Source organism: Pseudomonas sp. R151218B TE3479, assembly GCF_053629195.1.
In genome coordinates this window covers 5,788,042-5,807,054 of sequence record NZ_JBRJHV010000001.1, presented here as the reverse complement: position 1 = coordinate 5,807,054, position 19,013 = coordinate 5,788,042, and the positions used below count along the sequence as shown (strand labels likewise).

Genomic DNA, 19,013 nt, shown 5'->3' with positions numbered 1-19,013 from the left:
GTGCCATGGCCTACATGGAGCAACTGCAATCGGTGCTCAAATCACTGCTTGCAGCGGGGGAGGCTGGCCGTACCAGTCTCGATGGCATGCTGGGCCCGCTCAATGGTGCAATCAGCGACATGACCGGCGCCGCCTCGGAGCTGGAGGGAGTGCCCTTCATCGGGCCAGCCATCGGTGTCAAGGTGCAGCGGACCATGCGGGCAATCAACGCGGCACAGTCCACGGTGGGCCAGGTGGCGGCCAAGTACAACCAAGCCGTCACCGCAGCTGGCCAAATTCAGGACCGGCTGGGTTCGCTCAAGGAACAGGCGGGCAAAGCGGGAGCAGCGATCAATCGCATCGCCGGCCAGGTAAGCCCATCGTTGAGCAACATCATGCCCACGGGTTCATTTGCTCCCCAGCTGACACCAGCGGCCGAGGCAGTGAAGCCGTTTCCGCACCTGCTGATCATGCAGCCGCTGGAGCCGAACGTGCAGCCGTATTACTTCAACCTGGATACGGCGGCATTCGAGGAGTTACGTCGGCAGACGTCTTTTCGTTGGGCAGGTCAGGAACGTCTGACACGCAGCATCGCACAGCAGGCGGTCGGCCAGGGAGAGGACAAGATCAGCCTCAAGGGTGTGATTTTTCCAGGCTTCAAAGGCGGGCTCAAACAGCTGGACACATTGCGCACCATCGGGCGCCGTCTGCAGCCGGTGAATCTGACCACCGGCTACGGCGAAGTGCTCGGCACTTGGTGCCTGCTCAACATCGAGGAAGAACAAAGCAACCTGCTCGCGGGTGGCATTCCGCGCAAGCAATCCTTTTCACTGGAGTTTGTGAGCTATGGCGACGACCTGCAGAACGTCTGACGGGGATTTGTTGGACACCGTCTGTCAACACTACTACGGCCATTTGAATGGCACGGTGGAGGCCGTGCTTGCCGCCAATCAAGGCCTGGCCGATGAGCCTCAACCGTTTCGTGCTGGTGTGATTATTCTGCTGCCGGATCTGCCGGCACAGACGCTGGAGGATATCCAACTGTGGGATTAACCCGCACCGTCGCACCTTACAAACCCCGCCCCGTGCGGGGTTTCCTTTTTCTGGAGTAAACCCATGAAGCCGACCTTTCGCATTGTCGCGGACGGCAAGGACATCACCGCACTGATTAACGACAGGCTGTTGGATCTGCGCATATCCGACAAGCAGGGCGTGGAGTCGGACGAGTTTGAGTTGCGCATTGATGATCGAGATCAAGCGGTCGCGTTGCCTACACGCGGTGCGCGCATTGAGGTTTACCTGGGGTATGTCGGGCAGGCGCTGACGCGTTTGGGAAAATACACGGTCGACAAGATCGTGGTGTCCGGGCCACCCGATACCATGAGCATTCAGGGCAAGGCCAGTGACATGCGCGGTAGCGGTAAAACCGTGCGTAGTGGCTCGTGGGAAAACGTGTCGTTGCAACAGATAGTGCGCGACGTGTCTGCGCGCAATGGCTGGCAGCCAGTGTGCCCTGTGCTGACGAAGGTGCCCCGTGTCGATCAGCTCAACGAGTCCGATTACAACTTCATCACTCGCCTGGCCAAGCAGTACGACTGCACGGCCAAACTGGCCGACGGCAAGCTGCTAGTGATGCCCCGCCAAGGCGGACAAACCGCGAGCGGCATAAACCTGAGCCCGGTGGTGCTCCAGCGTTCGGACCTGAGTCGGTACCAATTTAGCCTCGGTGATCGCAACGCGCAGAAGGCCGTGCGCACCAAGCATCAAGACAAGAAAAGCGGCGCGCTTAAGGTGGTGGAGCTGGACAACGAGGATCTGCCCGACGGGCTGCCTGCCGTGCATACCGACCGTCATATCTACCCGAACAAATCCGCCGCCGAACAGGCCGCTAAGGCACGGTTGGCCGCGTTCAATCGCAGTACGGCCAGCGTTCGGCTGGAAATGGACGGCCGAGCTGATGTGTTTGCCGAGCGAACAATCATCGTTCATGGCATCAAGCCCGGGCTCGACGGTGAATATCTAGCTGATGCCGTTGAACAGCTGTTTACCCCCAGTGGCTGGACCACTGTCGTCGAATGCAACGGCGGCAAGGAGGGCAAGGCCAATGCCAAGGGCAAGAAAAAGAAGAAGGAAGCCAAGCCAGTCAAGGTTGTCCAGCTGTAGACACACTCAGCAATACCATCAACAACCGCAACCCGCCATCGAGCGGGCTTTTTTTGGAGCCCCCCATGTCTATCACCGAGCAGCAACTACAACGGATCATGCCCAACGCCCGCCGCCAAGCGGGCGTTTTTGTATCGGCGCTGAACGCCGCCATGGCCCACCGACAGATCGATACGCCCAAGCGGCAGGCGGCATTCCTGGCCCAGGTTGGGCATGAGTCCGGCCAACTGCAGTACGTGCGGGAGCTGGGCGGCGATCAGTACCTCAGCAAATACGACACCGGTTCGCTGGCTTCGAAGCTCGGCAACACCCCCGAGCCCGACGGAGATGGCCAGCGCTATCGCGGTCGCGGCTTGATCCAGGTGACGGGGCGCAACAACTACCTGCGCTGCAGCTTGGCGCTGTTCGGTGACGAGCGCCTGTTGCGCACGCCTGAACTACTCGAATTGCCCCAATGGGCGGCCGAGTCGGCTGCATGGTTCTGGTGGGTCAGGGAGCTGAACGTGTTGGCTGATCGTGATGAATTCGAAATGATCACCCGAAAAATCAACGGCGGGCTCAACGGCTTGGCAGATCGTCTGCAGCTATGGGAGCGGGCGAGGGCGCTGCTATGCGTCTCGTCGACCTGATCCCGCTGCAATACCGCGTGCTGGTCGCCGGGCTCCTACTGTGCGCTTTGGTCGCCGTTTCGGCGGCCATCACCTGGACGGTCCAGTGCTGGCGATACGGTCAGCAGCTAGAAAGGCAAGCTCGGCTCCACACCGAAACCCTCAACCAAATCACCCTGGCCTCGGCCGCGCTGCAGCGTACCGAGCAGGACAAGCGCTTGGCCCTGGAACAGCGGCTGGCCGTCAATGACCAAACCCACTATCGAGCCCTAACTGATGCCCAACGTGATCAAGATCGCCTGCGTGATCGCCTCGCTACTGCTGATGTCCGGCTGTCAGTCCTACTCGACGCCACCGATACCGCCAACGGCTGTGCAGTGCCAGCCACCACCGGCGCCGGCCGCGTGGTTCATGGAGCCATACGCGCCCGACTTGACCCAGCGCATGCTCAACGAATTATCGGCATCACCAATGTCGGTGACCGGGGGCTGATAGCCCTGGCAGCCTGTCAGGCCTACGCTAGAGGAGTTTCTACATCGAAGTGAAAGGGAACGACCGGAGTGGACGCCACCGTCAGGCCGGTCGACCTGTATTTACGAACAACTATTCGATTTAGCTGCATCTCTCTTAGTTTGCAGCGTTGAAGCGAAAACAAACGCAGCGATGTATCAAATATGAGACGTCCCGACACTTTTATTTCTAAGCTTACACGGTTAGCGAGATAGCTTTGTTTTAGGGGCATTGAGCCACTATTTACACAAGTAAAAGCTGGAATATTCTTGACGCCTAATATCGGCGGGGCGGCGACATGGATAGGTTGACGAAGGTCGACATAGAGAAAGCCCTGCGCGATCTGCTGCCTGGTTGCACCATTGAGTGCACCACAAGCGCAGACGGAACCGCTTCGCTCTTAGTCGGGGGGCCGGACGGAGAAAGCTTCGCAGTTGTCGGTTTGATTAGAAGCGAATTCCGAGGCGAAGCCGGCTTAAATAAGCTAGCCCGATTTATCGTAGAAGACATCAACATGGCGCGTCGGGGCTTGAAAACTCATCGGGTCCGAAGGCTGTCCCCTGCACCTTCCCTAGGGAGTGCTCCGCCGACGCTGAGTAAGGTCCGGCGATGAGCATTATCGTCTCCCTATGGGATTGTTAATCCACTTCCCGGGGAAGCCGTCCTATCATCGGCCACCGGTCGTGAATCCAGGCGTACTCAGCGGGCGGGGAGGTAGTGACGACGTAGACCCGTCGGTTCTCGTCCTCGCCTAGCACCAGGCATTCCAGCCCGAAGCCTTCGTTCATGTCGAACCAGTGCGACACCCGCTCCCCATCCTTCTCCATGTAGCGCTGCACGAGCCCCAGGGCGCGGTGCGGGTGATACTTCTCCCATCCACCTCGCTCCACCGTCTCCAGCTTTGCCCACCCTCCTGATGGGCCGGTGCCTTTCTCCTCACGGCGCCGCCCCCATCGAACCCACCCGAGGTCGGTCCCGTCTTCAAGCACCACGGGAAACGCAGCCTTGGGGTTCGGGAAGTACACCTTCACCCGCTCATACGCTCTGTTTTTGTCCGCCGCCTCAACTCCGCCGCACATTACGATCCCCTGATTCTGCATTTCTCAGTGGACCCTGGCCATTCACAGGAAGTTTGCTTGAGCATCGAGGCTTTTCGACGAAGCCCAAGCCGTTACAAGGCTCGCAGTCCTCGCGCACGCCGAACTGATCCAGGCACTTCGAGCATTGGACAAACCTTGCCAGCTCCAGCAAAGGCCTGAGCCTCTGCAGGATTTCAACATCACGATTCTCGGTCGCGATCTGGACAACATCGACCATCCATCGATAGGCATCTGGGTCATCAATCGCTTCGTATACCTTGCCCGAGACCATTCGCTTCGTCTCAACCAGGTCGAACTGTCGACCGTCATCCATCGTCAACCTGAGGCCTTCTATGCGTCCGGTAGTTGTTCCGAAGCTGTAGTTGAGGATCAGCCCCGATTTATCCCGGTACACTTTCCCATCGTAGGGACGCAACTTGTCGACACAGCTTTCTTCCAGTCGAAGGATTGAATGAAATATCGTCGCGATCCTTGGGCCGCCGTCCCGGGGTACCACGTCATATCCAAATGCGCCGCGATACATGATTGGATTCGACTGCAGCTCCTCCACAGCGTGCCAGTAAGCGGCGTTTGCCATTTCATCCATTTCTAGCTGCTCCATACGATCAATCAACCCTTCCTCGGTGAGCCGGGCGCTGGCCTCAAGCAGGCTGGATCTGTGGGCTTCAGGACTCTCCATTCGGAATTCGTGATCGTCGAGGGTTGTTCGCCAAAGCTGTAGCCTCAACGCTTTGGCCTGATCAAAGTTCATATTCTGGATCGCTTACAGATTACTGTTTGGATGTACAGTAATTGAGCCTGAAGAATGTCGGCTAGAGGAAGCCGACGAGCCGTAGCGTGGCCGACGAGAGGGGTAGCGAACAGATGGAGTAGCTACGATTCGGAGGCGAACCACGGAGGGTTCTTGATGACATCAGAGGTGCATATTGGATCCCTAGGACAGCCGGTTCAGTTGAACAAGACGTCAGTCCGGAGCCATCAGAACAGCCAGGGCCATCTTGATAAACTCCTCGTTCTGATCGAGCGTAGCCAGGGCGCCCCTGACGTTTGTAGCGACTACAGTTGATCCGTTTAGCTCTATCCAGTTGGTCAACTCCATGATGGCAGCTTCCAAGGCGAGCTGGTTTTCGTTGATCTTGGAAAGCAGAGATGGCAGCAGATCGAGATTTTGCATGGGCACTCCTACGTCGTAGAAATCAGCGTAGCAGTTGGGGAGGGATTTTTGCTCGGCAGGACGCCGGGAGGGGGGAGCATTGTAAAAGAATCCAAGGGGGTAAGCAGGCCCCACAATCGTCGCAGGGCTGCTGCTTCTTACTTTCCGAGCTTCTTTCGAACGTCCGTCACCATCGGACCGACTGCTTTTACGGCAGCTTTGAGCTGATCCTCGGTGACCCCAAATTCTTTTGCCCAGTATTTCAACTCCCAAGCCTCAGATGTGTTCACTCGAGCTCTGTCTTGCGGGCCACGGTTGTGCAGATCATCAGCCATCCTAATTTCCTTCTTTTCGGCCTGGGGCAGTCCAGGCCAGTAAAGAATAGACCACTGATTACAGGATGCTCGTCCGACGTGCCTTTATCCGGTCCGGCCTCTGTAATCGAGGCCGTTGGCGTTGAGCGAGAGCGTGCCACGGGATGTGGAGATCGCTTTAGGTAAGCAGCATGAGCCGAGGCTCTTGGCATATGGGCCTAGTCAGCCGCTGGTCTGAAGATTCCTATGCAAATTGACCGCAAAACTTGTACAAGGTTACTGTATGTTTGTACAGTTTTTGGAAGTGGCGCGTGATGAGCTTTTCAATTCTAGGCCCTATTGCTGAGGGTGGCTTGAAGCTGCCCTTGTGTTCGTTTCGAGTGCCCGCCGGCTTTCCGTCTCCGGCGGCGGACCACATCGAAGCGCACATCTCATTGGATGAGGTTCTGAACATTCGCGCCCCGCATGTCTACCTGGTGTCCATTGCTGGGGAGAGCATGCAGGGCGCTGGGATCTTTGAAGGGGATCTGGCCGTCGTGGATCGTGCGATGGAGCCTGCGCATGGTCACATCGTCGTGGCGCTGCTGAACAACGAACCCGTGTGCAAACGCCTGTGCATCCGTGGGAAGGAGGTGATTCTCCTGTCAGAGAACCCTAAGTACCCATCGAGGTACGTGCTCGAGGGCGATGAACTAGTCATCTGGGGCGTCATCACCTGCAGCGTGCGCAGCCATGTCTAAAGCCCCACCTGTTTTCGCTCTAATCGATTGCAATAGCTTCTACGCCAGTTGCGAAAGAGTGTTCCGCCCAGACTTGGCCCGCGTGCCCATCGTGGTGCTGAGCAACAACGACGGGTGCGTGATCGCACGCAGCTATGACGCCAAGCCCTACGTGAAGATGGGCGAGCCGTATTTCCAGATCAAGCACAAGCTGGAGGAACATGGCATTGTCCCGTTCTCATCGAATTACGCGCTCTATGGCGACATGAGCGAGCGCGTAATGACGCTCATTGAATCGATGGTGCCGGCCGTCGAGGTCTACAGCATCGACGAAGCCTTCGCGGATCTCACCGGCATCGACGGCCGGGATGCCCTTGGCCGCAGGATCCGCAGCCACGTGCTGCGCTGCACCGGTATTCCGGTTGGGGTGGGGATCGCTCACACCAAAACCTTGGCAAAGCTGGCGAACCACACGGCCAAGCGACTGCAGGTGCAAACGGGTGGAGTGGTCGATATCTGCGATCCGTTCAAGCGTGACTGGGTGCTCCGCAACACCGACGTATCCGAAGTCTGGGGCGTCGGTCGCAAGATGAAACTTCATCTGGACTCAATGGATATCAAGACCGCCATGGATCTGGCTAAGGCCGATCCTTGGACGCTGCGCAAGAAGTTCAGCGTGGTGATCGAAAAGACCGCCCGCGAGTTAGACGGCACGCCATGCTTGGAGCTGGACGAGCCAGACCCGCCGAAGCAGGAGATCTGCTGTAGTCGTATGTTCGGTAAGCGGCTCACGGAACTGGCACCGATCAAGGAAGCGGTGGCTACCTACATGATGCGTGCCTCGGAAAAGCTGAGGGCGCAGAGGTCGCTGTGCAAAAAGGTCCGCATCAGCATCCGCACCGGCATGTTCAACCCGGAGGAGGCGAAGTATGCCAGCGGCGTGTTGATTGACCTGCCGTACCCCACCGATGATGTGCGGTTGCTAACCAAGGCAGCGGTAGGCGCGCTCGAACGGATTTACCGACCGGGCTTCAAATACAGCAAGGCTGAGGTGCTGTTGATGAACCTCTGTCAGCAAGGGGAATACACCGACGACCTGTTTGCCACCTCTCAGCCTACCGACGCCATGAAACTAATGGCTGTGTTGGACCGGATCAACGGACGATGGGGCAGAGGGACGCTCCGTGCCGCCAGTGTGCCTGTTAATCCGGACTGGGGGATGCGCCGAGATTTGATGAGCCAAAGCTACACGACAAAAATTGAGCAGTTATGGAAGGTGCATTGCGAATGAATACAGAAGCAAGCTTCGCGGCAGCTTGCGATATAGGCTGTTTATGCATACAGTAAAACGCCAAGCGGACGTAGGTGTCTAGTATCCTCAGCTAGGCTGAATCCGGATGTGCAGAGCCGTGAACGTCGTCTGAAGTCCCTCGGCTATGCAGAAATTATTATCGCTCGTATGATGATGTCTCTTTGATGTCACGTGGAACCAATTGGCGTGGCTTTCCTGTTAGCAAGGAGCACGTATGGAAACGAAAGTAAATTTTGCCATCGTACATGAGTTGGTAAAGGAGCAATATAAGGATATTCAAAATTCTAACATCAGAGATGTCGCCTTTGACTTAACTGTCTCGGCGGTTTCTAAGTTGGTTGAGGGGGCGGTAAATATCTACGGAAAGAAAAATAACAATGCTCACTACGGTACTTTTGCGAAGAAAACCGTGAGTGATTTTCCGAAGGATTTCCATGCATACTTCCTGCGTCCTAATTTGGAAGAGAAGTCATTCATAGAGTTAACTCAGTCTGCAATGGGAGAGCTGCACGCCACCGCGAAACCATTACCAGCAGCCTCTGGTGGTTATATTCTGTTTGTAGATTACGAGAATATTTATGGTCGTTTCTTTCTTATAGCCATGCTCAAAAAGCGTGATGGCCTGAGGTTAAATGAAAGGCTAGAGCCGGAGGAGTTGATTGAACTTGATTTGAATAGTCTTTATCAGGCTGCAAGAATAAATTTCGAGCGCTATGCTAAGTATCAGGCAGCAAATGAAGACGAACGCCTTGAATTGAATTACCTTAGTTTTCTTAGTCAAACCTCGGGGCGGTCAGCCGCCGGATACTTTGTTAGTTCGCTGGGATGCATGGTTGGAAGTGCTTCCGCTCAAGCGACTAAAAATTTAATTTTAGAAAGCACGCAGTTCTTCAGAGAAAGACCAGACTTATATCCGCATAGATTGGCGATGAAAGACGAAGTCCTGCATTACTTGGAAAAAAAGAGAGATTCAGGTGAATCTGTTAAGTTGAGCGAGGTAGAAGCAATCGCAAGACAATTTTTCCCTGCTACATATGAAGGGCAAGCCGATGATTTGGCGAGCGAATTTGTTACTCATCTCAATAGCGAAGCCGTTGGGGTTCCGGTTGAATTCCCGCTCAGCAAAGGCACTCTGCAAAAATACACTCATGTTTCTTTTAAGGCAGATAATTGGCAGTTGAAGTTTGATCGCGACGCTTTGGGAGAGGATGTTAACTCGGAAATTCTTTTTGTGGAAGCAGATCGCAAACTGATTCTAAACAATTTAACGGATGATGCTATCGCGGTTATACGTACCGCAATAGCTGAAAAAAAAGATGAAGGAGTAAAGGATTAATATGGCCTCCTCCGTAAAGTTTGCAAAGGCCTACCGAACATTGGGTAGGCCGAAACTGCAAACCAAAAGTACATTCTGTTTTCGAGCAGAGAAGTATAGTGCGGAGGTTCGCTCAGCTCTGTTCGAGCTTAATGAGTCTCAGGCAGGTCGTTTTGATGAGGTTCTAGTAGATCATCGAGAGATTGATATTGCACGACTTGGATTTATAGATGATTGGTCGGTGTTAGAGTTCACTTACAAGATAAGTAGCGCTGGCGAAGCTGATGTCTATAAAAATTTTGATGGGATGCTGACAGAATGTAAAGCCATTGTGCGTGGCGAATTACCAAAGGAATTATATCTAATTGACGAGGATCTTTGCTCTGAGGATGATGAGCTGGCTGATATTGGGCTGGAAAATCTTAAGTCGCTTTGCAAGTTAATCATATGTCTAGCTGACCTGGCTCATTATCATGACGAGAAATTGAAAGGTGAAGAATACAGATTGGTTTTTGTTGAGGATGATGGGGCTAAAGGTGCTAGAACAATAATCTTACAGCCTGGAATTGACAAAGAGCTTCTGGGGTATAATGTATCATGCCATTTGCTTGAGGCTCTCCTGGAGCAGAACTTTGATAAGAATCCGCATATTGTAAAGGAGCGGTCTATCTTTCGCGCTTCGCTCATTGAATTTGCTAAGGGGCAAGTTGATCCCAGAGAGCGGTTCAGAATGTTGGTATTAAATTGGAGTGTATTTTTAAAGCTGTACAATAATAACTTGGATACGTATTTAAGCGGTTTTTCGTTTCATAAGGCAAAGCAGGAAGTTGGTTCGGCTGAGTTGAGTATCGCCGATCAATTGTCGAAACTTATAAGTGATGTTAGTGGGAAGGTTTTGAGTATTCCTATATCGCTGTTAGCTTTGATCGCCATTGTTAAGGCAGGTAGTAGCTTTGAGAGTGCTGTGCTTGTTTTAGGGGTTACGCTTACTTCGTTTATTATGGCTGAAACAATTTCAGCGCAAAAAATGCAGTTTAATCGGATATCCCACTCTAGAATGCTGCTGTTTTCTGCGCATGAGAAAAAGATAGAAATATATCCTGAAGACCTTCAGAAATATTTGCGCTCAGCCATTCGGGGCCTAAAAAACAATGAGACAGCGTTGGGTCGATCTCTTTTAGCGCTGAGGTGCCTTGTTTGGATTCCATCCGTTGCGGCGGTGACTTTGCATGCATTTATTTATAATGATGAGCTTATTACTTCCTGGCGTATTATAGAGTCAGCTGTAGGAGAATTATCTGGGAAGTTTGCATTGTAGATGCAGGGGCATTTTTAGCGAAGGCCGAAGATCGGGAGCTCAGAATGAACAACGAGTGGGAGCGGTGGTGCCGTGATATACACCGAGTGGTGGATGGCCTAGTCAAAGAGGTTGAGGAGATGAAGCAAGAGCATATCGTTGAGAAGCAGATCAGCGCGTTCATCCAACTCAATGAGAAACTGATGAACAACGCCAATGCGTATACTAATCTGATCATGGTGGCGGGCTACGCTGGCTACTTCGCCTTTTGGTCGACCTTGTCTGGAAAAATACCCGCCTGGCTTTTCAACGCTTGCGGCCTTTCCATCACGCTCTCCCTCACCCTGTTCATCACTTGGGAAATCGTAAAAATGTTTTGGAGCGCCAAACATATGCGAGCGACCCAGGCCATTCTGGCGAAACGGCCACACGCCAGCGTTATTTCCGAATTCGAGAAAGCTTTTCAAGACTTCAGCGCACGCTCGCAAAAGGTCTGGCTCGTGTTCTTAGTTCCGACTGTGGTGAGCGGCATGATCGCAGCTTGCCTTTTGCTCGGGTATTTCTGCCTCAGCCTCGCCGGAGTGATTTCGCCTGCGTAGAGGGCCCATTGGCATTGGCGGCGGAACCACTCACTCATCTCTAGCTGCTCGCTAGGTGGTGGGTGTAATTCTCGCCCAGCCTTGCAGTAGCGGTTGCTAGATATTTGCTACGGGAACGATGAAGACAGCGGAGCTAAGCAGGCGGGACAGAGGGTTCGGCGATAAATCCATCCAATCCATCATTGGTAGCAGGTAGGGTTGCTTTCGTCTCATAGCAGCCCTTGGTGGAGCGCAGCAAACGGCCAAAGCGGACGTTCAGTCTACAAATAAATGCTTTCCCTTTTTTTGGATTTTTTCGACAAAAAATGGCGTTATAGTGGGTTAAGGGCTATTGGTTGCGCGTCCGGCAGATCATCGGCATAAGGAGAAGGTATGGAGAATTTAACTAGGAATCAACATTTTATCTCTCAGTCCGAGCAACGAAGTAATTGCATAGACGAGAGCAGACCAAAGGATAAGCAGCGAATCTACAGATTTGAAATTGCAGATCGAGAAAATAGCATTGTTCGCCTGACCAATTTTGATGGTGTCAAAATCAAGAAGAATCTCTCTTTTGATGATCTTTTTAGTTTTGATGTGAAAAGCTCGTCTCTAAGAAAAAATCTAGAAGATTTCTTTCATAAATTTGAAGCTGATCTGGCTCCCGCCGCTAACATTCTCATTTCCGAGTCAAAGGCCAATTCTGGAGGCAATGTTTTGAAGGGTGCCGCCGAAAAAGTGTTCAAAGCAAAGTTCATGGGATGGATAAGAAACCCATATTCTATTGCTCGAACAATTGATATGTTTAAGGGGGCGGCAGGATTGTATCCAACTGACCCTATCTTGCTAGCTAACTTCTGTGAAATTCGCACGGGAGTCAAGCCTCACTTGGCTGCTGTCTGCGCGGAGTTTGGGGTGACGAGTGATCAGTACTTCCAGTGGCTGGAGATTCTTTTTCTGGCGTTAATGATTCCACCTGGCGGCACAAAAAGTATTTTGGAATCTACCGTCGAGCAGATTGTTGAGTCAAAGGGTCAAATGGGCCATGTAATAGTGGCAACTTTTGACGACGTTGCGGGATGCCGAGTCGCTATACCTGACACAGGTTATCTTCAAGGAACTGAGGATCCCAATCACAATATGTTTCTTTTTAATTTGAACCGAAGTGCATTTGCTTCATTCAATGTCGTGGACTTGTCAAAGCAGACCCTTGTAGAGATCCCATCGCGGATGAAGGGGCAAGTAGACTCATTCAATATGAAATTCTCGGCACAGCATCATCATAATGATATGAAGCTACTTGAGAGATTTAACGTGCTTGCCGCGTATCAAGCCCATTCTCATATTTTTTGTGCCGACCGTCAGGTCTTCGGAATTACTACTATCCAATGAGGAAATAGGGGGCAGACCACCATTATTGAAAACATGCTCTGACCTCAATTCTCCAGGGCGGTTGCCAAACCTGGTGGTGAGGCACCGGCCATTTTCTCCAGAGGATGCTATTGGCCGATTGCTGGCTGACGCGAAGGGCTGCACCGGCCGGAAACTCACGCTGAATGCGCGCAGAGGGATTACGCTCCGCTAACAAAAAGCCCCGCTTGTTGCAGCCGACATGGGGCTTTTGGAATGGGGCGGATCTCGTACCAATTTCTGTACCAGTCATTGCGTTTGAGCGAGAATATTCAGGTAACCCTACGCTCAACCCCCCCGATTTCATTACCTCTTCCCACCAAGCAGAACCCACCCCACATAGCGGTGTAATTCTGTTCCAGAGACATGAAGCTACCTGTGGGATTTTTCGCAAAGGGCAAGGGTACGGTGGCGGACACGGCGCTGCAAGCTCGGCAAGCGAGGGCTATTCGTCGCGGCCTTCCATCATGGTGCGCTTGAGCATCACGTAGACCGCCCCGGCGCCGCCGTGTTTCGCCTGGCAGGAGGTGAACCCCAGCACTTGCGGGTGCTGGCGCAACCAGGTGTTGACGTGGCTCTTGATCATCGGTCGCTTGCCGTCCAGGCGCACGGCTTTGCCATGGGTGACGCGCACGCAGCGGATTTCGAATTTGGTGGCTTCGGCCAGGAACGCCCAAAGGGTTTCCCGGGCCTTTTCGACGCTCATGCCGTGCAGGTCGAGACTGCCTTCGAAGGGGATCTGGCCGACCTTCAGCTTGCGCATCTGGCTTTCCTGGACACCATCGCGGGCCCACATCAACTCGTCTTCCGGCCCGACGTCGATCACGAACTGATCGGACAGTCCGTCCACGGTCGTGGCGTCGGTGCGCACGGTGGCGGCTTGGCGCAGTTTGGCGATTTGCGCGCGATCGGCCTTGGGCTTGCCGGTCTCGGCACGGTCGTGTTTGATCGGTTTTACGCCCTGGATCGCACTTTTGAACAGGGAAAAGTCGTCGTCTTGCATGTCAGCCTCCGCGAAGCCGACCAGTTTACCCAACTCTGGCGGGATCAGGCGCGACAAAACGTCGGGTGGCGGATCAGTCGTGCTTTTTCATCAGGTGTGGAGCCATGGCCAGCTCCAGGGATTGGCGGGCGCGACGGCGGCAGCGGCGCCAGAGCCAGACGCCCAATAGCAATACGACAAGACCGGCTGCCAGGATGATCGCCGAACCCAGCGGGGTGGCATTCAACTCGCCCAGTGCGGGTGGACGGCCCAGCAGGCTGGCCGCACCGGCCATGGCCAGCAGTACACCGAGTGTTGCCAGGAGCGCAGCGATCGCCGCGCCAAAACGAAAACGCCAGTTGCTCGGGCCCTTGGGCCGCAAGCGACGGGCGTCAAAACCATCGGATAACTTCATTCCGACCTTCCTCAATGGGTATCGGCCCTTCGACCGGAAGATATTCGGGTTGTTCCTGAAGGTAGGGCAATTGCGGCAAATGAGAGGCTTTTGCGGATGAGCGGCAGGACGGGCCGCTCATCAAGACGCATCAGGTGAAGTCGCGGGTCAAGGCCAGGGTGGCGAAGTTGTCGGCCATGATCGCCATTTCGGTCTGCTGCACGTGTTCGGCGCTGAGGACGCCGCCCTTGTAAGGCAGGTCGCGGGTGGCGCAGGCGTCTTCCACCAGGGTGCAGCGAAAGCCCAGGTTCTTGGCGGCGCGCACGGTGGTGCTGACACTGGAATGGCTCATGAACCCACACACGATCAGGTCCAGGGGGCCGAAATCTTCCAGGCGCTTTTTCAATTCGGTGCCGTGGAAGGCGCTGGGTAGCAACTTTTCGACCACGGTTTCGTCGCCCTGGGGTTCGAGGCCGGGAATGAATTCTCCGCGTTCGCCTTGTGGATCGAACAGCCCGCCATGGGTGCCCAGGTGGCGCACATGCACGATCGGGCGACCGGCTGCACGGGCCGCGCCGAGCAGTTGCTTGATGTTCGCGACGGCTGCATCCATGCCGCTCAGGGCCAGGGGCCCTGCGAGGTATTCCTTCTGGGCATCGATGATGATCAAGGTCGCTTGACTCAGGTTGGCCGCTGCATAACCACGGCCGCTGAGTTGAAACATCGTTTTTGGAACGGACATTCTGGGGCTCCTTCGAGTGGGGCTTTTGCGACATTGTCCTCTGGCTGAGCGGTTCTGTGAATCGCTTCCATCGCAAGGGCCGCCGTTGCTGGCCTACAGCCTTGTCAAGATGCTCGTCCTGTTCAATAGATGGTGCAAAAAACGGATAAATCCTACGATTGGTCCGGCCCTTTTCGTTCGTCATCATGGCGCGTTTGGGTGGGGCCGCGTTTGGCTGGTAGACTCGCCCGTCGATTTTTCTGGAGTTTGCCGCCGTGATCACTTCCCGTCTCCGTACCCTGCGCGACCATATCCGTTGGGCCGTCAGCCGTTTCCATGGGGAGGATCTGTTTTTCGGCCATGGCACCGACAATGCGTGGGACGAAGCCCGGCAACTGGTGTTGGGCGCGTTGCACCTGCCGTGGGAAATTGCCGATAGCTACCTGGACTGCCGTCTTGAAGACGAAGAGTTGGTCCATGTGCAGCGTCTGCTGCGTCGGCGTATTGCCGAGCGCATCCCGGCGGCTTACCTATTGGGTGAGGCCTGGTTCTGCGGAATGTCGTTCATCGTCGATGAACGCGTGCTCATTCCGCGCTCGCCCATCGGTGAGCTGATCGAAAAGCGTTTTGAGCCTTGGCTGGGCCAGGCGCCGGCACGGATTCTCGATCTGTGCACCGGTTCCGGCTGCATCGGCATTGCCTGTGCCGATGCATTCCCGGAGGCCGAGGTGGTGTTGGCCGACCTGTCGTTCGAAGCACTGGAAGTGGCCAACCAGAACATCGAGCGCCATGGCGTCGATGAGCGCGTGTTCACCGTCCAGGGCGATGGTTTCGACGGTTTGCCGGGGCAGCGTTTCGACCTGATCGTGTCGAACCCACCCTACGTCGATGCAGAAGACTTCGCCGACATGCCGCCGGAATACCAGCACGAACCGGAGCTGGGCCTGGCCTGTGGCGATGATGGCTTGAACCTGGTTCGCCGGATGCTGGCCGAGGCGGCCGATCATCTGACCGAGAAGGGATTGTTGATTGTCGAGGTTGGTAACAGCCAGGTGCACGTCGAGGCGCTGTATCCGGAAGTCGATTTCGCCTGGCTCGACTTCGAGCGCGGCGGTCATGGCGTGTTCATGCTCAGCGCCGAGCAGTGCCGGCAGCACCAGGGGTTGTTCGCTTCGCGGGTTTGATCAGGTCGACGGTGAGCCGCTTTTGTGGCGAGGGGATTTATCCCCGTTGGGCTGCGCAGCAGCCCCCGCAACGTTCCTGATACACCGCGTGGGCAGGTTTGGGGGGCGCTTCGCACCCCAGCGGGGATAAATCCCCTCGCCACAGGGTTGTGAAGTGAGCCGAGCCGCTGACAATCAATGCCGCGTCGCAATCCAGATCAGCAATCCCGCCTGGAACATGGCAAAGGCCACCAGGCAGGTGATGGTGAAGCGCAGGCCGGCGTCTTCGCGCTTGAACTTGGTGACCTTTTCTTCCTGCTGCTTGAGTTTGACTTCCTGTTCCGCCAGGTTCTGCTCGGCTTGTTGCAGCATCTGCGCGGCTTCAAGAATGGTCACGAACTGCAGCTTCTCGGTGTTCCAGTCCCCGACCAAATTGCCAACCTGGGCCGGCTTGATGCTGCCCTTGAGGTGCTGGGCGTCGGCGTAGGCCACCTCGAAACCCTGGGCCTTGAGAAAGCGGTCGCGGCGCAGGCGAGTGTCTTCGTTCAGGGCGTCCTTGTTATCCAGGTCGGAGCCCTCGACCTGATAGGCCGACCAGCGTTTCTTGGCCCAGGTAATGCCTTGGGCCGCGAGGAAACGGCCGATGCCACGATTCAACGGCTCGATTTGCAGGTTTTCCGGCGAAAAGAACAGGCGTTTTTCGACGTGATCGGCCCAGACATCCAGGTGATTCTGTTCCTTGCGCACCCGCTGGTTCGGCAGCTGGATGCTCATGCGCAGCAGGCTGCGTTCCTTGCTGTGGCGCTCGACATAGCTGAACTCGACAAACCGCAGCGGCCGCACCCCGGTGGCGCGGTCGGTCTTGAGCGGCGCCAGGCGGAGCATTTTGTGATGCTCGGTATGCACATCGGCCCACGGCAGCTCCACCGCAGACGAGGCGGGGGCTTCGACAGCGGTGTCGGGGGAAGCTTGAGTTTCAGTCATAACGGCAAAATCCTGTCCAGGCCGGCGGGTCGGTAGCCATTGCGCTATCCGACACCGGGTTATCGGCTGTTTTTGCCAGTACTGAAGCTAAATCGACTAAAACCGCCTAACGCGCGGCTAACGAGTCAATAAAACGCAGAATCCGCGTGCCCAGTTCGGCCGCCAAGGGCAGGTTGGGGTCCTTGTAGGAGGCCAGTTGCCGTTTCACGTCGTTGGGTACGATGCGCATCACGTGGTTCATGCCTTCGATCAGCGCCAGTTCAGCGTCGGGCTTGGCGGCTTTCAACTGCCGGGCATCATCGGCGCTGACCTGGATGTCGTTGCTGCCCTGAATGATCAAGGCTGGCATCTGCAACGCGGCGAAGGCCCGGGCCGGGTCCTGGCGGAACAGCGAGATCAGGTAGGGCTGTACGCTGGGGCGGAAGATGACCTGCAGTTGCGCCGGCACGTTGCTGTCAAGCCGACCGGCCTTGAGACTGTCGAGCAGCTCATTGCTGCGCAGCATCAACGGCGGCGGCAGGCGGTTGCTCAGTTGTTGGCGCAATACCTGGTCGATCGGCCGGGCACTGCCGGACAGCGAAATCACCGCTGCCGCGTTGGCCTGGGGCGCGGCGAGGCTGGCGATCAACGCGCCTTCACTGTGGCCCAGCAGAATCAACGGGCCCAGGCGTGGATCGGCGGCGAGCTTGTGGCTCCAGGCCACGGCATCGGCCACATAGGCCTCGACGCTCAGGTTGCGTTCGTCCGGGGTCGCCGCGAGGCTGGCGGCCACACCACGTTTGTCATAGCGCACGCTGGCGATGTTGTGCCTGGCCAGCACCCAGGCCAGGCGCTTGAGGCTGTCGTTGCGCCCTCCCTCGGGGTTGTTGCCGTCGCGATCCGTAGGACCGGACCCGGAAATGATCAGGACAACCGGCACCGGCGTGTCGGACTTGGGCAGCAACAACGAGCCGAAAAGCTCACCGCTGCCGGTGTCGAGGCTGATGGGGCGTTGCAGCACCGTGGCCTGGGCCAGGCAGGAAAACACGCCGGTAAACAAGGTAAGGCTTAGGGCAAGCAGCTTTAACATCATCACGCCATTGGTTGCGAAGGTGCCGGTTGGACTGGTGGCCACCGATAAGGTTCGAGGATGAACTACGCGGGGAGCCTGCGTATACTGGCGCCCACTACGAATCCAAGGTTGAGTCTCTCAGCGTTTTTCACGGAGCACCCTGCATGTCCGGCAATACCTACGGCAAGCTGTTCACTGTCACCACCGCGGGCGAAAGCCATGGCCCGGCGTTGGTCGCCATTGTCGACGGCTGTCCGCCAGGCCTGGAGATTTCCCTGGACGACCTGCAGCGTGACCTGGACCGCCGCAAGCCCGGCACCAGCCGCCACACCACCCAGCGCCAGGAAGCCGATGAAGTCGAAATCCTTTCCGGCGTGTTCGAAGGGCGCACCACTGGCTGCGCCATCGGCCTGCTGATCCGCAACACCGACCAGAAGTCCAAGGACTACTCGGCCATCAAGGACCTGTTCCGCCCGGCCCACGCCGACTACACCTACCACCACAAATACGGCGAGCGCGACTACCGTGGCGGCGGCCGCAGCTCGGCCCGGGAAACCGCCATGCGCGTGGCGGCCGGGGCGATCGCCAAGAAGTACCTGGCCAGCCAGGGCATCGTCATCCGTGGCTACATGAGCCAGTTGGGGCCCATCGAAATCCCGTTCAAGACCTGGGATTCGGTAGAGCAGAACGCTTTCTTCTGCCCCGATCCGGACAAGGTGCCGGAACTCGAAACCTATATGGACCAACTGCGCCGGGATCAGGATTCGGTCGGTGCGAAGATCACCGTGGTGGCCGAAGGCGTGATGCCGGGCCTGGGCGAGCCGATCTTCGACCGCCTCGACGCCGAGCTGGCCCACGCGCTGATGAGCATCAACGCGGTGAAAGGCGTGGAGATCGGCGCCGGTTTCGCCTGTGTCGCCCAGCGTGGTACCGAGCACCGTGACGAACTGACTCCGGACGGTTTCCTCAGCAACAATGCCGGCGGTATCCTCGGTGGCATTTCCTCGGGCCAGCCGATCGTGGCGCACTTGGCCTTGAAACCGACGTCCAGCATCACCACGCCGGGACGCTCCATCGACATCCATGGCAACCCTGTCGATGTGATCACCAAGGGCCGTCACGACCCGTGCGTCGGCATTCGTGCCACGCCCATCGCTGAGGCGATGATGGCCATCGTGCTAATGGATCACCTGCTGCGTCATCGCGGCCAGAACGCCGACGTCCGCGTCAGCACGCCGGTGCTGGGGCAACTTTGATGGC

At 56.1% G+C, this 19,013-nt stretch carries 22 protein-coding genes; 13 read left to right on the top strand and 9 right to left on the bottom strand.

Going from position 1 to position 19,013, the window contains the following annotated elements; all coding sequences use genetic code 11:
• Window positions 1-5: 5 nt before the first annotated feature.
• From AB7M32_RS25165 to AB7M32_RS25145, 5 genes are all read left to right on the top strand, one after another.
• Complete coding sequence (locus AB7M32_RS25165; RefSeq protein ID WP_454251724.1) at window positions 6-851, top strand: phage tail protein; 846 nt, start codon at window positions 6-8, stop codon at window positions 849-851.
• Window positions 826-1,032: a tail protein X gene (locus AB7M32_RS25160; RefSeq protein ID WP_454251723.1), complete on the top strand. Its 207-nt coding sequence runs from the start codon at window positions 826-828 to the stop codon at window positions 1,030-1,032. Before AB7M32_RS25165 ends, AB7M32_RS25160 begins: the two co-directional genes overlap by 26 nt.
• Before the next feature lie 63 nt (window positions 1,033-1,095).
• Window positions 1,096-2,142 carry a phage late control D family protein gene (locus AB7M32_RS25155; RefSeq protein ID WP_454251722.1) on the top strand — a complete coding sequence of 349 codons (1,047 nt, stop codon included), beginning with the start codon at window positions 1,096-1,098 and terminating at the stop codon, window positions 2,140-2,142.
• Window positions 2,143-2,207: 65 nt separating this feature from the next.
• Window positions 2,208-2,771 (top strand): glycoside hydrolase family 19 protein, encoded by a 564-nt coding sequence (locus AB7M32_RS25150; protein WP_454251721.1) that lies wholly within the window; start codon window positions 2,208-2,210, stop codon window positions 2,769-2,771.
• Window positions 2,753-3,295 (top strand): lysis system i-spanin subunit Rz, encoded by a 543-nt coding sequence (locus AB7M32_RS25145; protein ID WP_454251720.1) that lies wholly within the window; start codon window positions 2,753-2,755, stop codon window positions 3,293-3,295. The genes AB7M32_RS25150 and AB7M32_RS25145 overlap by 19 nt, the downstream gene beginning before the upstream one ends.
• A 603-nt stretch (window positions 3,296-3,898) precedes the next feature.
• On the opposite strand, the gene AB7M32_RS25140 is transcribed toward AB7M32_RS25145, so the two are convergent.
• The 4 genes from AB7M32_RS25140 to AB7M32_RS25125 all read right to left on the bottom strand — a co-directional run bounded on the left by AB7M32_RS25140 (window position 3,899) and on the right by AB7M32_RS25125 (window position 5,848).
• A complete protein-coding gene (locus tag AB7M32_RS25140) occupies window positions 3,899-4,339 on the bottom strand; it encodes a hypothetical protein (protein ID WP_454251719.1) in 441 nt (146 codons plus the stop codon).
• A complete protein-coding gene (locus AB7M32_RS25135) occupies window positions 4,323-5,111 on the bottom strand; it encodes a hypothetical protein (RefSeq protein ID WP_454251718.1) in 789 nt (262 codons plus the stop codon). The genes AB7M32_RS25140 and AB7M32_RS25135 overlap by 17 nt, the downstream gene beginning before the upstream one ends.
• Before the next feature lie 213 nt (window positions 5,112-5,324).
• Window positions 5,325-5,534 carry a hypothetical protein gene (locus AB7M32_RS25130; protein WP_454251717.1) on the bottom strand — a complete coding sequence of 70 codons (210 nt, stop codon included), beginning with the start codon at window positions 5,532-5,534 and terminating at the stop codon, window positions 5,325-5,327.
• A gap of 137 nt (window positions 5,535-5,671) precedes the next feature.
• Entirely contained in the window at window positions 5,672-5,848 is a 177-nt protein-coding gene (locus tag AB7M32_RS25125; RefSeq protein WP_310365596.1) for a DUF3606 domain-containing protein, read from the bottom strand.
• Between the two features lie 293 nt (window positions 5,849-6,141).
• Between AB7M32_RS25125 and AB7M32_RS25120 the strand changes: the two genes are divergently transcribed.
• From AB7M32_RS25120 to AB7M32_RS25095, 6 genes are all read left to right on the top strand, one after another.
• Window positions 6,142-6,567, top strand: a complete 426-nt coding sequence (locus AB7M32_RS25120) for a LexA family protein (protein ID WP_454251716.1) — start codon at window positions 6,142-6,144, stop codon at window positions 6,565-6,567.
• Window positions 6,560-7,837 (top strand): translesion error-prone DNA polymerase V subunit UmuC, encoded by a 1,278-nt coding sequence (gene umuC, locus AB7M32_RS25115; RefSeq protein ID WP_454251715.1) that lies wholly within the window; start codon window positions 6,560-6,562, stop codon window positions 7,835-7,837. The genes AB7M32_RS25120 and umuC overlap by 8 nt, the downstream gene beginning before the upstream one ends.
• Window positions 7,838-8,072: 235 nt before the next feature.
• Window positions 8,073-9,194 carry a nucleoid-associated protein gene (locus AB7M32_RS25110; protein WP_454251714.1) on the top strand — a complete coding sequence of 374 codons (1,122 nt, stop codon included), beginning with the start codon at window positions 8,073-8,075 and terminating at the stop codon, window positions 9,192-9,194.
• Window position 9,195: 1 nt separating this feature from the next.
• Window positions 9,196-10,491 carry a hypothetical protein gene (locus AB7M32_RS25105; RefSeq protein ID WP_454251713.1) on the top strand — a complete coding sequence of 432 codons (1,296 nt, stop codon included), beginning with the start codon at window positions 9,196-9,198 and terminating at the stop codon, window positions 10,489-10,491.
• Between the two features lie 44 nt (window positions 10,492-10,535).
• A complete protein-coding gene (locus tag AB7M32_RS25100) occupies window positions 10,536-11,069 on the top strand; it encodes a hypothetical protein (protein ID WP_106269845.1) in 534 nt (177 codons plus the stop codon).
• 372 nt (window positions 11,070-11,441) lie between these two features.
• Window positions 11,442-12,440, top strand: coding sequence for a hypothetical protein (locus AB7M32_RS25095; protein WP_454251712.1), 999 nt, complete (start codon window positions 11,442-11,444; stop codon window positions 12,438-12,440).
• 463 nt (window positions 12,441-12,903) lie between these two features.
• On the opposite strand, the gene AB7M32_RS25090 is transcribed toward AB7M32_RS25095, so the two are convergent.
• The 3 genes from AB7M32_RS25090 to AB7M32_RS25080 all read right to left on the bottom strand — a co-directional run bounded on the left by AB7M32_RS25090 (window position 12,904) and on the right by AB7M32_RS25080 (window position 14,576).
• Window positions 12,904-13,461, bottom strand: coding sequence for a Smr/MutS family protein (locus AB7M32_RS25090; protein WP_003204497.1), 558 nt, complete (start codon window positions 13,459-13,461; stop codon window positions 12,904-12,906).
• Window positions 13,462-13,534: 73 nt separating this feature from the next.
• On the bottom strand, window positions 13,535-13,855 hold the full coding sequence (locus tag AB7M32_RS25085) for a hypothetical protein (protein WP_060741130.1): 321 nt from the start codon (window positions 13,853-13,855) through the stop codon (window positions 13,535-13,537).
• Window positions 13,856-13,985: 130 nt separating this feature from the next.
• The gene (locus AB7M32_RS25080) at window positions 13,986-14,576 is read right to left on the bottom strand and encodes a cysteine hydrolase family protein (protein WP_024618514.1); all 591 of its coding nucleotides are present in this window, start codon (window positions 14,574-14,576) and stop codon (window positions 13,986-13,988) included.
• Between the two features lie 254 nt (window positions 14,577-14,830).
• Between AB7M32_RS25080 and prmB the strand changes: the two genes are divergently transcribed.
• Window positions 14,831-15,739 (top strand): 50S ribosomal protein L3 N(5)-glutamine methyltransferase, encoded by a 909-nt coding sequence (prmB, locus tag AB7M32_RS25075; RefSeq protein ID WP_454251711.1) that lies wholly within the window; start codon window positions 14,831-14,833, stop codon window positions 15,737-15,739.
• 174 nt (window positions 15,740-15,913) lie between these two features.
• Here the strand turns inward: prmB and AB7M32_RS25070 are convergent, their stop codons facing one another.
• Together AB7M32_RS25070 and AB7M32_RS25065 are read right to left on the bottom strand one after the other, a co-directional pair.
• Window positions 15,914-16,702 carry a hypothetical protein gene (locus tag AB7M32_RS25070; RefSeq protein ID WP_454251710.1) on the bottom strand — a complete coding sequence of 263 codons (789 nt, stop codon included), beginning with the start codon at window positions 16,700-16,702 and terminating at the stop codon, window positions 15,914-15,916.
• A gap of 106 nt (window positions 16,703-16,808) precedes the next feature.
• Window positions 16,809-17,774, bottom strand: coding sequence for an alpha/beta hydrolase (locus AB7M32_RS25065; RefSeq protein ID WP_454252197.1), 966 nt, complete (start codon window positions 17,772-17,774; stop codon window positions 16,809-16,811).
• Between the two features lie 143 nt (window positions 17,775-17,917).
• Here AB7M32_RS25065 and aroC point away from each other — a divergent pair, with 143 nt between their 5' ends.
• On the top strand, window positions 17,918-19,009 hold the full coding sequence (gene aroC, locus AB7M32_RS25060) for a chorismate synthase (protein ID WP_454251709.1): 1,092 nt from the start codon (window positions 17,918-17,920) through the stop codon (window positions 19,007-19,009).
• The last annotated feature ends 4 nt before the right edge of the window (window positions 19,010-19,013 follow it).

What these genes read in the sequence shown, in the direction of transcription:
- AB7M32_RS25165 (WP_454251724.1), top strand. Translation starts at nt 6, where the DNA reads ATGGCCTACATGGAGCAACTGCAATCGGTGCTCAAATCACTGCTTGCA.
- AB7M32_RS25160 (WP_454251723.1), top strand. Translation starts at nt 826, where the DNA reads ATGGCGACGACCTGCAGAACGTCTGACGGGGATTTGTTGGACACCGTC.
- AB7M32_RS25155 (WP_454251722.1), top strand. Translation starts at nt 1,096, where the DNA reads ATGAAGCCGACCTTTCGCATTGTCGCGGACGGCAAGGACATCACCGCA.
- AB7M32_RS25150 (WP_454251721.1), top strand. Translation starts at nt 2,208, where the DNA reads ATGTCTATCACCGAGCAGCAACTACAACGGATCATGCCCAACGCCCGC.
- AB7M32_RS25145 (WP_454251720.1), top strand. Translation starts at nt 2,753, where the DNA reads ATGCGTCTCGTCGACCTGATCCCGCTGCAATACCGCGTGCTGGTCGCC.
- AB7M32_RS25140 (WP_454251719.1), bottom strand. Translation starts at nt 4,339, where the DNA reads ATGTGCGGCGGAGTTGAGGCGGCGGACAAAAACAGAGCGTATGAGCGG.
- AB7M32_RS25135 (WP_454251718.1), bottom strand. Translation starts at nt 5,111, where the DNA reads ATGAACTTTGATCAGGCCAAAGCGTTGAGGCTACAGCTTTGGCGAACA.
- AB7M32_RS25130 (WP_454251717.1), bottom strand. Translation starts at nt 5,534, where the DNA reads ATGCAAAATCTCGATCTGCTGCCATCTCTGCTTTCCAAGATCAACGAA.
- AB7M32_RS25125 (WP_310365596.1), bottom strand. Translation starts at nt 5,848, where the DNA reads ATGGCTGATGATCTGCACAACCGTGGCCCGCAAGACAGAGCTCGAGTG.
- AB7M32_RS25120 (WP_454251716.1), top strand. Translation starts at nt 6,142, where the DNA reads ATGAGCTTTTCAATTCTAGGCCCTATTGCTGAGGGTGGCTTGAAGCTG.
- umuC (WP_454251715.1), top strand. Translation starts at nt 6,560, where the DNA reads ATGTCTAAAGCCCCACCTGTTTTCGCTCTAATCGATTGCAATAGCTTC.
- AB7M32_RS25110 (WP_454251714.1), top strand. Translation starts at nt 8,073, where the DNA reads ATGGAAACGAAAGTAAATTTTGCCATCGTACATGAGTTGGTAAAGGAG.
- AB7M32_RS25105 (WP_454251713.1), top strand. Translation starts at nt 9,196, where the DNA reads ATGGCCTCCTCCGTAAAGTTTGCAAAGGCCTACCGAACATTGGGTAGG.
- AB7M32_RS25100 (WP_106269845.1), top strand. Translation starts at nt 10,536, where the DNA reads ATGAACAACGAGTGGGAGCGGTGGTGCCGTGATATACACCGAGTGGTG.
- AB7M32_RS25095 (WP_454251712.1), top strand. Translation starts at nt 11,442, where the DNA reads ATGGAGAATTTAACTAGGAATCAACATTTTATCTCTCAGTCCGAGCAA.
- AB7M32_RS25090 (WP_003204497.1), bottom strand. Translation starts at nt 13,461, where the DNA reads ATGCAAGACGACGACTTTTCCCTGTTCAAAAGTGCGATCCAGGGCGTA.
- AB7M32_RS25085 (WP_060741130.1), bottom strand. Translation starts at nt 13,855, where the DNA reads ATGAAGTTATCCGATGGTTTTGACGCCCGTCGCTTGCGGCCCAAGGGC.
- AB7M32_RS25080 (WP_024618514.1), bottom strand. Translation starts at nt 14,576, where the DNA reads ATGTCCGTTCCAAAAACGATGTTTCAACTCAGCGGCCGTGGTTATGCA.
- AB7M32_RS25070 (WP_454251710.1), bottom strand. Translation starts at nt 16,702, where the DNA reads ATGACTGAAACTCAAGCTTCCCCCGACACCGCTGTCGAAGCCCCCGCC.
- AB7M32_RS25065 (WP_454252197.1), bottom strand. Translation starts at nt 17,774, where the DNA reads ATGATGTTAAAGCTGCTTGCCCTAAGCCTTACCTTGTTTACCGGCGTG.
- aroC (WP_454251709.1), top strand. Translation starts at nt 17,918, where the DNA reads ATGTCCGGCAATACCTACGGCAAGCTGTTCACTGTCACCACCGCGGGC.